The sequence below is a fragment of the Pseudomonas sp. KH_017 genome, assembly GCF_057840285.1.
This window is the reverse complement of record NZ_CM174509.1, coordinates 2,339,436-2,353,258: the sequence shown is the minus strand read 5'-3', so window position 1 is coordinate 2,353,258 and position 13,823 is coordinate 2,339,436. Positions and strand designations below refer to the sequence as shown.

Below are 13,823 nucleotides of genomic sequence, written 5' to 3'. Positions count from 1 at the left end.
CCGGCCAGCAACTATAGATGATAGGTTATGGTCCTAGATCGGGCCATGAGATGCCTAGCTTTAATATGCGCATCAAACTACCAAGAACTCCTGCCATCGGTGCTTATCTCGCACTGTCCTGCCTCTTTGCGGCCGCATGGTTACTCAATCCTGCCCCCACACATTCGTCCTTTGCGACGAATCCAGTGAAGGCTGTGACCGATCAAGTGGCCAGGCCCATTTATACCAGCCGTTTCGCCTCGTCCGGGCTGGTGGACTTCGTGCACTCCTCGGCCGTAACAGCCTTGCCTGACGGTAGCTTGATGACAGCCTGGTTTGCTGGCTCTCGCGAAGGCGCAGCCGATGTGCAGGTGCGTTCCGCCCGCTTCGACGCGAAAACCGGCGAATGGGGTGCTGAACAGGTATTGGCGACTCGGAGTTCGACCCAACAGGGCACCCAAAGATACATTCGCAAGCTGGGCAATCCGGTGATTGCACTGGCACCGGATAATCGTCTGTGGTTGTTCTACGTATCCGTGTCCATGGGCGGCTGGGCCGGCAGTGCAGTCAACGTGATGGTTTCCGACGACTTCGGTGAACATTGGTCCGCTCCGCGCCAACTGATCACGTCCCCCTTTCTGAACATCAGCACCCTGGTCCGGTCCGCACCGGTGTTTCACGCCGATGGCTCCATCGGTTTACCGGTCTACCACGAGTTTCTGGGCAAGTTTGCCGAGTACCTCTACTTGAGCGCAGACGGTGAGGTGATCGACAAATACCGCATCAGCCACGGCAAGAACTCATTGCAACCCACGGTGGTTCCGCTGGATGGGCAGCGCGGCATCGCCTTGTTGCGTTATGCCGGCAACACCCACCACCGTGTTCTGGCAACCCGCACTGAAGATGCCGGACAAACCTGGAGTGAACCTTATCCGCTCGAGCCATGGAATCCGAACTCCTCGCTGGCGGCCGTCGCAACCCCCGAGCATGGGTTGCTGGTAGCGCTCAATGACCTGCAAGAGGGGCGCTTCAAGCTGAGCCTTTATGGCACCGACGAAAAAATGGACGATTGGCGCTCGTTGCGTGACCTGGACAAATCACCAGATCCGGAAGGAGAGCCGTTTTCACCCCTGGCCTACAAGAAAATCATAGGCAAGGAGTTCCGCGGTTCCAGTGGCGCGCTCCGCCAACCGCTGGAGGCGCAATTCCTGAACAATCTCGACACACGTGTCTGTAACCCCCGAGGCTGCGAGTTTGAATATGAATATCCATATTTCATCCGCAGCCCGGACGGCATGTATCACCTGGTTTACTCCTGGAACAACACTTTCATCAAGCACGTTACTTTCAACGATGCGTGGCTGTCCGAGCGACTCAAATGATTAACCTTTGGCAAGCCCATATCAGCTTCGCGATGATCATCTTCCTCGTGCTGCCGTCTTTCGGTTTGAACAGGAACTGGCGTATCGCTCTGCTGGCCGCCTTGCTGGCCGCCGGCTTCATACCGCTGGACGGGTTGTCGCTGGCCACGTATTTGCGCAGCCACATCGATGACCTTGCGATCACGTCACTGGTGTTCATGGCATGGGGCTGTTTACATCGGCTGGGCTTCCTGCCACCTGCGCGGCAGGGTAAAACCTGCATTTTGATCATTTTCGCCCTGTTGGCCCTGGTGCTGTACCCGGCAACCCTTGGTCTGAGCGATCTGGATCCTTATCGGCTTGGATACAGCCCGCGCCCGATGTTGATTTTCTTCGCACTGCTCACACTGGGCCTGTTTTACCTGCGCAACAGCCTGGCCGTCGTGATGCTGGCCAGTGCGACCCTGGCCTTCATCGCCGGGATAAAACCTTCGCAAAACTATTGGGATTATCTGGTTGATCCACTACTGGGTCTGTATTGCTGCGCGGCACTTCTGATGCTTTTCACACGCTGGACGTATGGTTACCTGAACAAACGACTCAGCTCAGTGCGTTACGTATCCCGATCCGCTTGAGTTTCAACGACATATTTAACAGGGGAACATGGATGGGTTGGCTGCAATCGAGACGTTTGCACTATTGGCTAGGCGCGACAGCGATTCTGTTTGCGTTGTTTGCCCTGCTACGGGTGATGTTCTTTTTCGGCTATTCCGGTTTCGACGCTAATGCCCTGACCAACGACGAGGCCGTACGGGAAACCCTTGGCATCGGTTTCCGTTTCGATTTGCGCCTGGCCATCCTGGTGATGCTGCCGCTGGCCTTGCTGGCCTGGATTCCTCGCTGGAACCTCACCACAAGCCGCTTGCTGCGCTGGATCGCACGCCTGTATATCTTCGCGTCCCTGGGTGCCCTGCTGCTGATCTACATCATCGATTTCGGGCATTACGCTTACCTGGGCGTGAGGATCAACGCCACGGTATTGCGCTTCATCGAGGATGCACAAATATCCCGTGACATGGTCTGGCAGACCTACCCGGTCATCTGGATTTCTCTGGGTTGGCTGGCAACGGTAGCGTCGACGACACTGGCCCTGGTGCGCCTGGAACGCGTGACGCTGGACCGCCCTCGCAAACCGATTCACCCGCTCTCCGCCACATGGGGCGGTGCTTTGATGGTCATTGCGGTATTGCTGGGCATCCTGGGCCGTGTCGAGAACATGAACCTGGAAAACCCGGTGCCATTGCGCTGGAGCGATGCCTTCTTCTCGGGCAATAACCAGACTGCCGCACTGGGGCTCAACCCGGTGTTATTCCTCTATGACACGCTCAAGGTCGGCCAGTCGCGCTATGACGAAGCGCAGGTGCGCGAGCACTATTCAGTCATGGCCAACTACCTGGGCGTTGACCAGCCCGATCCGCAAACTCTCAATTTTGTTCGCCACCAGGCACCACAACCCTACAAAGTACCGGGATCACGACCGCCGAACGTGATGTTCGTCATGCTTGAATCCCTGGGCACCAGTGCCGTCGGGGCTTACGGCAACCCGATCAATCCGACTCCCAATATCGATCGCCTGGCCACGCAGAGCTGGTTCTTCGAGCACTTCTATGTGCCGGTGACCGGCACCGCAAAAACCGTATGGGCCAGCATTAGCGGGGTCCCTGACGTGACGCGTCAGGAGACTGCGACGCGTAACCCGCTGATCACCCGGCAGAACTCCCTGGTCAATGCCTTCACCGGCTACGAGAAGATCTACACCATCGGCGGCAACTCCGGCTGGGCCAATATGAATGCCTTGATTCGGCAAAGCATCGACGGCGTTCGCTTGTACGAAGAGCGGGACTGGAAATCCCCGGTGGTGGATGTCTGGGGCATTTCCGATCTGGACCTGTTCAAGGAAACCGACCAGCTCCTGCAGGCGCTGCCCAAGGACAAACCGTTCTTTGCGTATGTACAGACCGCCGGCAACCATCGTCCCTTCACCATTCCCAAGACCAATGATGGATTCGAGGTCAAGCACCCTACCCTCGAGGAAGTCCAGGCCGCAGGATCGCGCAGTGTCGAGCAATACAACGCCGTGCGCCTGCTGGACTTCAACATCGGCCGCTTGATGGAAATCGCCAAGGCTGGCGGCTACTACGACAACACCATTTTTGTGCTGTTTGGCGACCATAACACCCGTATCGCGCAGATCCCTTTCCTGGCCCCGGCCTATGAGCAACTGGGCCTGGAAAGCAATGCGGTGCCGATGATCATCCACGCCCCAGGCTTGCTCGGGACACGCAAGGTCCAGGAGGCGGTTGGCCTGGTGGACTTGCTGCCAACCGTGGCGGGCATGGCCGGTCTTGAGTTCCGCAACAGCGGCATGGGTCGTGACATCCAGCAGCCAGCGCCCGAGGGTGAACGCGTGGTACCGCTGGTATTGCGTGAGGGAACGTTCCCGCTGATTGCCGGCGTGACTCAACATTACATGGTGCAAATGGAGCACGACGGCAGCTCGCCAACGCTCCACGACCTTGCCTCGAAGACGCCCCTGGACAACGTGGCGGAGCAAAACCCTGAAGAGTTCAAACGCCTGGTGCAGTTGACCCGCGCCATGCATGAAACCTCAAGGTTGATGCTGTATCAGAACGTGCGAGAGTAACTGCTGGCGCCAGCGAGCCCGTGTCTATGGTGCAGATAGACGCGGGCCGGTACACCATCGCCTTTTCCCCGCCAACGTATTTTGAAGGCAAGAGCACTTGTTTACTCAGTTGCAGCCGTTGATTTGACCCTGATCGGCATCGCTCACAACGCACTCACCAAGTGCCAAACGAAACAGCCCACAGTCAATTAGCTAAACTTCATCAGTAAAGCACTTCGCGAAACCCTGAAATTCAGGAGGCGAGCAATGAGCAAACAACCGCAACCCCAAAGCCGCTCCAACCCCCAGCCCAGATCCCGTCCGGTCGTGCCAAACCTGCCCGGCAAAACCGGCAAGAAGTCCGCTGACTTGCGCGGCAACTATCCGCCGAAGAAGTCGTAATGACCCCGGGGGAACGACAGGCTTGTTTCGAGATTGTCGGGCGCTTGCCGTCGGCGCAGAGCATTGCGCAGAACACGGCGGATGACGTGGAAACGCTGGCGCTGAGCAGTCGGCGCTTGCCGCCGATTGCGACTCGGCTGGATGCATTGGGGCGGACGTTTCATCAGTAATGCAGCCGTGGGTGCGGCGTTTATTCCCAATGGGAAAACGGCGGGTAACCCGCAGGCCAGGCAAGTTGCAGACGCTACTTGAGGGCGCCGCAGCGAAGCAATTGACCACGAGCGCCTCATAGGCGCTCGATTTGTATTCGCTGGCGATTGGCTCTTCAGAGTCCTGGTTTTTTTTCAAATAAAATTGTGAAATAAAATGTGAAGGTAGCTCAGTTAAAAAATCCCACAAACACACATAAAACCCAACAAAATAAGGCTTGTTAAACGATTATCTATGTGAAATAAAATGTGAAGACAATTCTGACGATACGAACTGCCATGTCCTTAATCACATCGAAATCCTGGCTGGACCCGGTTCTCCCGGAGTCGTTGCCCCCATCGATCATTGACCTTGCGGATGCGTTGCCCAGAAAGACCCAGTTTCTAGCCGGGCGACTACCGCCTGAAACCGCCGCACGACTCGGCCGCCTCCTGCAAATCACCAATACGTACTACTCGAACCTGATCGAAGGGCAATACACCGAGCCTGCCGATATGCAGAAAGCACAAACGACGCCGGTCAAAGATCGCAAACAGCTCAAAAGCCTGGCGGTTGAACAGATGGCGGTGCAAGCCTTGTTTGAACGGACGTTGCGTCAGCGAGGCCCCTTTACCTGGGGCGACATGTTCGCACCTGAGTTCGTGAACGCTGCGCATAACCGGCTTTTTCGCGGAGCCAGTGACGCAGAACGTACGTTGTCAGATGGTTCAGTAATTCAGCCCGGCATACTCCGGTCGGTCACAGGTCAGAACGTGATCGTCGGAAATCATGATGCGCCGGACGCTTCAGCTGTCGAGTCGATGCTGCGACACCTTCAGTCAGGGTTTGGCCGGCAGACAGACCCTCGCCGTCAGCTGATTTCTTCGCTTGCCTATCACCATCGGCTCGCCTGGGTTCACCCCTTTACCGACGGCAATGGTCGGGTTGCGCGCCTGATCACTCATTTGCAGTTGGTACATCTGGGACTGGAGCCAACCCTCTGGTCACTGTCTCGCGGCCTTGCACGACGGCATCAGGATTACTACAGCGCCCTGACCATGGCCGACCGCGCACGAGAAGGTGATTTGGACGGACGGGGTCAATTGTCCCAGCGACGCTATTTCGAATTCATTGAGTTCATGCTGCAGATCTGTCACGACCAGGTCGACTACATGATTGCCGCGGTGGACCCATCCCGACTGCGTGAGCGCGTATTACGCGCGTTTCGCTACAACGAGAGACTTCTACAACAAGGTATCCGCCCGGAAAGTGCACCAGCGATCATCGCGCTAATCACCCAAGGCAGCTTGCCACGCAATGAAATCAAGACGTTCACCGGCCTGACGCCGCGCCCGGCAATCGACGAGTTATCCAGGCTTGTAAAAGTCGGCCTGGTAGAAAGCCGAACGCCAAAATCCAGAGTCGTGACCCCCGGCCTGCCCGCCTGGTTTGCCCAGGATGTTTTTCCAGACCTGCATCGACGGTTTCAGTAACACATAGCCTCAGCAAGATCGCTGCCCTATTGCATTGGCACGCCAGGCCCACCCGTCGCACCAACATTGCTCTACAGACTCAATAAATCTACATTTGAATCTATAGATGCAAACCAAGGACACGAACATGGCCGTCCCCGCCCAAGCCCAATCCTTCAGCAAAAACCAATGCGTCACCGGCCTGCGCGCCGCCGTGAGCATTCTGGAAAAGTGGAAGGCCACCAGCGACCAGGCCTGTCGCATCCTGCGTATTTCCCGCAGCACCTACACCCGCGCCCGGCAGCGTGACCCGGATTGGGCGGTGGCGCTGGATGCGGATCAGATGCAGCGCATCAGCTTCGTGCTGAACATTCACGCGACGTTGCGGCTGGTGTTCGACAACCCGGACAATGTCTATGGCTTTGCCTCGATGGCTAATGACAACGAGTTTTTCAACGGGCGTTCGCCGCTGGAGATCATGGCCCAGGGCGACATGATTTCACTGTATGAAACCTTCCGCCGCATCGACATGCTGCGGGGTGCGCAATGGTGATGGCGAGTGAACTGGCGGTGTTTGCCGGTCAGTCGTTGCAGGCTTATCGCCTGGTCAATTCGAAGTTTCCGCCCATCGCGTTGTTTGATGATGTGGCGGATGCGGATGAGTTCGAGGTGTTGTACGAGATTCAGGCGCTGACCAATCCGCGGTTGAAGAATGAGCTGGGTCAGCTTGAGTTGATTGCGCGCAGCGAGATTCCGTTCGGCATTGCGGGTTGTTCCTACGCGATTGCGCCGTTTACCCACGTCAACCCGGCGGGGTCGCGTTTCAGCGACGGGCGTTTTGGGGTGTTGTACCTGGCGGATTCGATGGAAGCGGCGCTGGCCGAGGTGCGGCATCACCAGGCTCTGTATTGGTCCAAGGTGCCGAGCCTGAACTATGAGCGCTTTGTGTTTCGTGGGTTGGCTTGTGCTTTTGGCGATGGAGGGATGAAGGATGCCGCTGCCCTGCCGATGAGCGATCCGGTGTATGCGCCGGACGACTACAGCCATTCCCGTGTGCTGGGGCGAGCGGTGCGGGACGCCGGTTGTCCGGGTTTGCGTTATCACTCGGTGCGGATGCCGGGCAGTCATTGCTGGGCGTTGATGACACCGAGGCCGGTTTCGTCGATTGTGCAGGCGGCGCATTACGAGATGGTCTGGAATGGGCAGATCACCAGTGTCAGCCAGATAAACGAAGCCTGATTGCCTTGCGATAGCTCCCTCGCCACAGAAAGAGGTGCTTATACAGGCAGTGTTCGATCCATTGACCGCATCGATAGTCACCATCATTTCAATGAAGTTCTCTTAAAAAATCCCCGGCGTAACATCTGCTCCATACCCACCCATAAGCACCCCGGAGCACACCATCATGAAACGCCAAACCCTCCTCAGCATCGCTTTCTCGGTTTTCGCAGTTAACGCTTTCGCCGCAAACTCTGCTCAACCTGTGGTCGCTGAAGGCGGCTCGGATCGTCTGATTGAAAGCCGTGTGGCCGAGGGCGGTTCCGATCGCCTGATCGAGAATCGCGTGGCTGAAGGTGGTTCGGATCGTCTGATCGAAAACCGCGTCGCTGCCGATGGCTCCGACAAGTTGATGCAGAACCGCGTCGCTGAAGGCGGCTCCGACAAACTGCTGCAAAACCGCGTCGCCGAAGGCGGTTCGGACCGTCTGATCGAAAGCCGCGCTGTCTGAATGCAGTGCTTGACCGCAGGACTCAACGAAAAGCCCGGCCTCTACAGCCGGGCTTTTTCGTGTGGGTCATCAATGCGTCCGTTGTTCATGCACTTTCGCGGATCGCGAGAGGCCAATCTTGATGCCAACCAGGATGGGCGCGGCAAAGACGAACAACAGGGCCACGGCGAAGAACGCCGTATCGAAAGCAATCACCGTGGCCTGCCCTGACACCGCTTTGCCCAGCAGGCTGGTGGCTGCCCGGCCAGCGGCCACCGGATCCATGCCCTTCCCTGCCAGCATCGCGGTTGTGGTCATCAGCCGTTCGACGAGCGCATGTCCTCCCGGGGTGACGTTGGCGCCGAGGACCACGCCATTGCTGACAACCTGATGGTCGATCAAGGTCTGCAGCCCGGCGACGCCCATCAAGCCACCCAACTGGCGCCCTGTATTGAACAGGCCGATGCCGTTGGCCAGGTTGCGGCTATTGAGGTGGCTGAAAGCGATCAGGGTGATCGACAGAAACAGGAAGCCAAGGCCCAGGCCGCGCAACAGGATGGCCGCCATCATGTCGTCGCTGCCGCTTTCACTGGTGGAGCCGGACAGCATCCACATCGCCGCCATGATCAGCAGGATGCCAAAGGGCACGGTCGCCACCGGCGGCACGCGGCGCACGGTGAACAGCCAGGCGGCGATAAGCAGCGAACCGGCAAAAAAGCCGCCACTGGGCAACAGGAGCAGGCCGGCATCGGTCGGTGTGAAGGCGAGTACCGACAGGGCGAACGCCGGGATCAGGTAGGCGCTGCCGAACAGGGCGGCACCGGCGACGAAACTGACGATAAAGGCAAAGGTGAAATCGCTTGATTTGAACAGGCTGAAGTCGAGCAGCCCCTGGCCATTGGCCAAAACCTGTTGACCGATAAAGGCCAGCAGCGCGGCGCCGCCGATCACCGTCATCACTAGAATGCGCGGTTCCTCGAACCAGTCCCAGCGACTGCCCTGGCTGAGCACGTAGGTGAAACACAACAGCGCGGCACCGATCAGTGCACAGCCGAGCCAGTCAAACGAACGTTGCCGGACCTTGGCGGGCATGGGGTGGTCGACGATGAGCAAGAGGCCGATCGCCGCCAGGGCCAGCGGCACCACGCTGAAGAAAATCCAGGTCCAGGACTGGCTGTCGATCAACCACCCTTGCAGGGCCGGTGCGAGGGTCGCCGACGCGACCACCGCCGCCATGGCGAACAGGGCCTGCAGGATCGGCTGAAGGGCACGTGGATAGCTGCGAAAAATGATTGCCTGGCCCGCCACCAGTAAAGTGCCGCCGGCGAAGCCTTGCAGGACGCGCAGTGCGATCAGCAGTTCCAACCAGGCGGTAGCGGCAGCCACGCAGCACGCCAGGCCCATGATCAGGGTGGCGCCGATGATCACGTCGCGCGCAGAAAACCGCTGCATCAGCCAAGGGGCGAGCATGAACCCGATCAGCTTGAACGCGATGTAGCCGACATCCAGCCAGGCGAACTCGTCAGGCGTGGCATAGGTGTCGCCGATGATGTCGCCGCGGCCGAGGGCGAGCACGGTGCTGGCGATCGCTTCCGTCAACGTCGCCAGCACGATGCCCACCATGAGCAGGACGCCGGTCGTCTCCTTGGTGCTGCTCGGCGTGGCGCAGGCAACGCGGCTCATGAGCCGGCCCCTTGCGCAACCTCAACCCGCGCGGACAGGCCCGGTACGATGCGCCCCGGCAGCGGATTGTGGGCCAGGCGGATCTTCACCGGCACGCGCTGCACGACACGCACAAAGTTCCCGGTGGCATTGTCGGGCGGCAGCAGGCTGAACGCCGAGCCACTGCCCGGTGCAAAGCTGTCGACCACGCCATCGAGTGCCGCATCGGGGTAACCATCGACCGTGACGCGCACATGCTGGCCGGGACGAATATGTTCGAGCTGGGTTTCCTTGAAGTTCGCCACGATCCACACATCGTTGACCGGCACGATATCGAGCAGGGAGACGCCCGGCGTGACGAAGCGGCCGAGGCGAACCTGACGGTTACCGACCACGCCATCCACTGGTGCGTGCACCACGGTGTGATCGAGATCGATCCGGGCGAGATCCCGCGCGGCCTGTGCTTGCGTCACGGCGGCCACGGCAGCCTCGCGCTCGGCCACAAACACCGCGATGCGTTGCTGCTGCGCCTCGACCGTTGCCGAAGCGGCCGACACCGAGGCCACGGCTCTGGATTGCGCCGTGCCGGTTTCATCGACCAGGGCCTGGCTCACCGCATTGCTGACGATCAGCTTGCGGCTGCGGTCGTGGGTCTTGGCCGCCAGGCTCATGTCGGCGGTGGCCGAGCGCCTTTGTGCTTCGGCCTGCCTGATCAGCGCATGCTGAAGCCGGATCTGCGCATCGACATGGGTCAGGCGCGCCTGGGCGGCGCTGACATTGGCCTCGGCTTGCGCAAGTCTGGCGCGATAGTCGCGGTCATCGATACGAAACAGCACATCCCCGGCACGCACGGCCTGGTTGTCCTCGACCTCGACCGCCGTGACATAGCCGGCCACCTTGGCGGCGAGCGAAGTGACATCCCCGCGCACATAGGCGTTGTCGGTGGAGGTCGCGCTACTCGAAAACGCCAGGGCTCCCCAAACCGCCACGACCATCAAGGCCGCGACGCACAGCAACAGGCCGATGGTCTTGCGCTTGCCTCGCCGCACCACGACCACAGGCGTTCCGCTACTTGCGCTGGTGGCAATGGCGGCCTTGTCCAGGAGGGAGTTCATTTTTTCATTTCCTGTTCAGTGCCAAGAACTGACTCAGCCACTGGGCGACAGGGTCTGTCGCCCGGCTGTCGAGCCTTCATGAGCGCGTCGATCAGCTCACTTCTTGAGAGGTGTTACGAGTACCTTTTCGTCGGTATCGAGGACGAACACCGCCAACAGGCGTGCAGGTTGAGTGTCGCTTGCGTTGGCGCTGACCAGGTGCACGGAACCCGGCTCCTCTACGAAGTTTTCACCGACGTTGTAGATCTTTTCCGGTTCGCCTTTGACCTCGATGCGAAACGAGCCCTCCAGCACCGTTGCATAGATGAAGGCCGTTTTCGGATGGGTGTGGGCCGGCGACGCGGCACCCGGCCCATACTCGACGACCACGCCCCTCATGCTCTTGCCAGGGATGTTGGGGATGGGACGGTCGAACACCACCGTCACCTTGCCGTGGGGCGGCTCGGCGGCCGATGCGTCGCTGATCGAGAGCGCGGCGAAGACAGCGGCCATTAGCAATCGGGTAACCATGGGATTTCTCCTGGATTGGTAGGGAAATGTGAGGTTGCGATCCGTTACTGCGCCGTCGACCGGGCCAGCCAGTCGTCGAAGCGGATCGCCCCCAGGCGTGCGTTCTTGCCGGTGACCAGCGATTGATCGTCGAGCACGGCGCCGAAGTAACGGGCATGTACATCCGGCACGACCTTGCGGTTGTCCTGGGTCGCCCGCAGATAACGCCTGGCCAGTTCGTCGATCGGCATGGTTTCCGGGCCGCCGACTTCAACGGTGCCATTGAGCGGTGCAGCCAGTACGACATCGGCCAGCGCCGCTACCACGTCGTCGGACGCTATCGGCTGGATCAGCGCCGGCGAAGCATGAATTTCCTCGCCAACGGCGAACGACTGGACAATGCCACCAGCAAACTCGGAGAACTGCGTGGCACGCACAATGGTGTAGGGAACGCTGGATGCCTTGATAAGGGCCTCCTGCGCGACCTTGGCCCGGAAATAGCCGGTATCGGGAAGCCGTTCGCTGCCGACAATCGACAGGGCAACATGATGACGAACCCCGGCAGCGGCTTCGGCGGCCAGCAGGTTACGGCTCGACGTTTCAAAAAAATCGAGAACGGCCTGGTCCTCCCACGACGGCGCGTTCGCCACGTCGACCACCACATCAGCACCATCCATCGCTTCGGCCAGGCCTTCGCGGGTGATGCTGTTCACGCCCGAGCTGGGGCTGGCGGCGAGCGCGTCATGGCCGCGCTCGCGCAGGGTGTTCACAAGTTTCGATCCGATGAGGCCGGAGCCTCCGATGACGACGATCTTCATGACTTTTCTCCACTTGTCGACTGCAACCATTGCGTCGGTGTAGTGAGATTGCCTGCGCGCACCAGGCAAGTCCTTGCGCCGGGCTTGAGTTTGCCTTGGCGTGTGCTTGGATTTATGTCCAAAGCTGCTGAGGTTGTTCCAAACTCCCTTGCCGCTGACGGTGCAGCGGGTGTCGAGCTGCCGTATCATCTGCCTCAGTTACCAACCGCCAGCCGCCTGGGACACGGAGTTGAGGGCGCTTCGCCAGGGGATGCTCAACTTGCCATTCACGTTTGAAGACTACGTACTCGATCAGGAGCGCCGGGAGCTGACCCTGCGCGGGCAGGTCGTGGCCGTCGGACCGCAGGTCTTCGACCTGTTGCTGCTGTTCGTCAACAATCCCGACCGCGTCGTCAGCAAGGACGAATTGCTCAAGGCGGTGTGGGGCGGCCGGATCGTTTCGGAATCGACGATCACCAGCCACATCAATGCGGTACGCAAGGCCATCGGTGATACCGGTGAGGAGCAGCGTCTGGTGCGCACCGTCGCCCGCAAGGGCTACCGTTTCGTTGGTCAGATCAACGGCGCCATGACCGGGGAAGCGCGACAGCCTGATATCGATGAACGCGCGAGCGCTGCCCCGAAACCAATCCCCTCCTCTACGCTCGTCCTGCCGGACAAACCCTCGATCACCGTCCTGCCGTTCCAGAACCTGAGCGGCGATCCGGAGCAGGAGTATTTCGCCGATGGCGTCGTGGAGGACATCATCGCCGCTCTGTCGCGTATCCGCTGGCTGTTCGTCATCGCGCGCAATTCCAGTTTTACCTACAAGGGCCGGGTAGTGGACGCCCAAGGCGTCGGCCAGGAGCTGGGCGTTCGCTACGTGCTCGAAGGCAGTGTGCGCAAGTGCGGCAACAAGCTGCGCATTACCGGGCAACTGATCGACGCGACGAGCGGGACGCACATCTGGGCGGAGCGCTTCGAAGGCCTGCTCGACGACATCTTCGAGCTGCAGGACCAAATCACCGAAAGCGTCGTCGGTGCTATCGCGCCGCAACTGGAACGGGCCGAAATCGAACGCGCCAAACGCAAGCCGACGGAAAGCCTGGACGCCTATGACTACTACCTGCGCGGCATGGCAAAACTGCACAGCGGCAGCCGGGAAGCCATCGAGCAGGCGCTGCCGATGTTCTACCAGGCCATCGAACTCGATGCGGAATTTGCCTCGGCCTATGGCATGGCCGCCTGGTGCCATTTCTGGCGCAAGCTCAATGGCTGGATGACCGATCGGCCTGCAGAAATCGCCGAGGGCATACGGCTGGCGCGCCTGGCGGTGTCCCTTGGCCGGGATGATGCGGTCGCACTAACGCGCGGCGGACACGCCTTGAGCCATCTCGCCGGCGAAGTCGACGCCGGCATTGCACTGCTCGACCGGGCACGCCTGCTCAATCCCAACCTCGCCCCCGCCTGGTTCCTGGGCGGTATCCTGCGGGCGCTGCACGGTGAAACAGACGCCGCCATCGAGAATTTGAACCATGCCGTTCGCTTGAGTCCTCTGGATCCGGAAATGTTCAGGATGCAGGTCGGGATGGCGCTCGCGCATTTCTTCGCCGGGCACTTCGATGCCGCTGCGGGCTGGGCGGAAAAGGCACTGGGCAACCTGCCCAGTCTGCTGATCGCGGCGGCGCTGGTAGCGGCCAGTCATGCGCTCGGCGGTCGAATGGATAAAGCGAATCTGGCGATGCAGCGTCTGCGAAAGCTGGACCCCTCCTTGCGCCTGTGCACCCTCAAGGACTGGCTGCCCATTCAACGGCCTGAGGATTTCGCCCGTTTCGTCGATGGACTGCGGCGGGCGGGGTTGCCAGAGTGAAGCCCCCTTGTAGGAGCGAGCTTGCTCCCGATGGTCGTCAACGATGACGCGGGTTTTCTGATTAAACGCGGTGTCTTCAAGTCCATCGCGAGCAAG

The 13,823-nt window shown here is 59.9% G+C and carries 14 protein-coding genes; 10 read left to right on the top strand and 4 right to left on the bottom strand.

Going from position 1 to position 13,823, the window contains the following annotated elements:
* Nucleotides 1-65: 65 nt before the first annotated feature.
* The 9 genes from AC3IT6_RS10690 to AC3IT6_RS10650 all read left to right on the top strand — a co-directional run bounded on the left by AC3IT6_RS10690 (nt 66) and on the right by AC3IT6_RS10650 (nt 7,815).
* On the top strand, nt 66-1,361 hold the full coding sequence (locus tag AC3IT6_RS10690) for a sialidase family protein (RefSeq protein WP_489355339.1): 1,296 nt from the start codon (nt 66-68) through the stop codon (nt 1,359-1,361).
* Nucleotides 1,358-1,975, top strand: a complete 618-nt coding sequence (locus AC3IT6_RS10685; RefSeq protein ID WP_489355337.1) for a hypothetical protein — start codon at nt 1,358-1,360, stop codon at nt 1,973-1,975. The genes AC3IT6_RS10690 and AC3IT6_RS10685 overlap by 4 nt, the downstream gene beginning before the upstream one ends.
* Nucleotides 1,976-2,007: 32 nt before the next feature.
* Nucleotides 2,008-4,044, top strand: coding sequence for an LTA synthase family protein (locus tag AC3IT6_RS10680; RefSeq protein ID WP_489355335.1), 2,037 nt, complete (start codon nt 2,008-2,010; stop codon nt 4,042-4,044).
* Between the two features lie 246 nt (nt 4,045-4,290).
* Complete coding sequence (locus AC3IT6_RS10675) at nt 4,291-4,425, top strand: hypothetical protein (RefSeq protein ID WP_489355333.1); 135 nt, start codon at nt 4,291-4,293, stop codon at nt 4,423-4,425.
* Entirely contained in the window at nt 4,425-4,595 is a 171-nt protein-coding gene (locus AC3IT6_RS10670) for a hypothetical protein (protein WP_489356700.1), read from the top strand. Before AC3IT6_RS10675 ends, AC3IT6_RS10670 begins: the two co-directional genes overlap by 1 nt.
* 318 nt (nt 4,596-4,913) lie before the next feature.
* On the top strand, nt 4,914-6,107 hold the full coding sequence (locus AC3IT6_RS10665; protein ID WP_489355332.1) for a Fic family protein: 1,194 nt from the start codon (nt 4,914-4,916) through the stop codon (nt 6,105-6,107).
* 127 nt (nt 6,108-6,234) lie between these two features.
* Nucleotides 6,235-6,639 (top strand): antitoxin Xre-like helix-turn-helix domain-containing protein, encoded by a 405-nt coding sequence (locus tag AC3IT6_RS10660; protein ID WP_458371078.1) that lies wholly within the window; start codon nt 6,235-6,237, stop codon nt 6,637-6,639.
* The gene (locus AC3IT6_RS10655) at nt 6,633-7,325 is read left to right on the top strand and encodes an RES family NAD+ phosphorylase (RefSeq protein ID WP_489355329.1); all 693 of its coding nucleotides are present in this window, start codon (nt 6,633-6,635) and stop codon (nt 7,323-7,325) included. Before AC3IT6_RS10660 ends, AC3IT6_RS10655 begins: the two co-directional genes overlap by 7 nt.
* 166 nt (nt 7,326-7,491) lie before the next feature.
* Nucleotides 7,492-7,815, top strand: a complete 324-nt coding sequence (locus tag AC3IT6_RS10650) for a hypothetical protein (RefSeq protein ID WP_458371070.1) — start codon at nt 7,492-7,494, stop codon at nt 7,813-7,815.
* Nucleotides 7,816-7,884: 69 nt separating this feature from the next.
* Here the strand turns inward: AC3IT6_RS10650 and AC3IT6_RS10645 are convergent, their stop codons facing one another.
* The 4 genes from AC3IT6_RS10645 to AC3IT6_RS10630 all read right to left on the bottom strand — a co-directional run bounded on the left by AC3IT6_RS10645 (nt 7,885) and on the right by AC3IT6_RS10630 (nt 11,878).
* Nucleotides 7,885-9,477, bottom strand: a complete 1,593-nt coding sequence (locus tag AC3IT6_RS10645) for a DHA2 family efflux MFS transporter permease subunit (protein ID WP_489355326.1) — start codon at nt 9,475-9,477, stop codon at nt 7,885-7,887.
* Entirely contained in the window at nt 9,474-10,571 is a 1,098-nt protein-coding gene (locus AC3IT6_RS10640; RefSeq protein WP_489355324.1) for an HlyD family secretion protein, read from the bottom strand. The genes AC3IT6_RS10645 and AC3IT6_RS10640 overlap by 4 nt, the downstream gene beginning before the upstream one ends.
* A gap of 96 nt (nt 10,572-10,667) precedes the next feature.
* Nucleotides 10,668-11,081: a cupin domain-containing protein gene (locus AC3IT6_RS10635; protein WP_489355322.1), complete on the bottom strand. Its 414-nt coding sequence runs from the start codon at nt 11,079-11,081 to the stop codon at nt 10,668-10,670.
* A gap of 44 nt (nt 11,082-11,125) precedes the next feature.
* On the bottom strand, nt 11,126-11,878 hold the full coding sequence (locus AC3IT6_RS10630; protein ID WP_489355320.1) for an SDR family oxidoreductase: 753 nt from the start codon (nt 11,876-11,878) through the stop codon (nt 11,126-11,128).
* 259 nt (nt 11,879-12,137) lie between these two features.
* Here AC3IT6_RS10630 and AC3IT6_RS10625 point away from each other — a divergent pair, with 259 nt between their 5' ends.
* Complete coding sequence (locus tag AC3IT6_RS10625) at nt 12,138-13,727, top strand: winged helix-turn-helix domain-containing tetratricopeptide repeat protein (RefSeq protein ID WP_489355318.1); 1,590 nt, start codon at nt 12,138-12,140, stop codon at nt 13,725-13,727.
* Nucleotides 13,728-13,823: the final 96 nt, after the last annotated feature.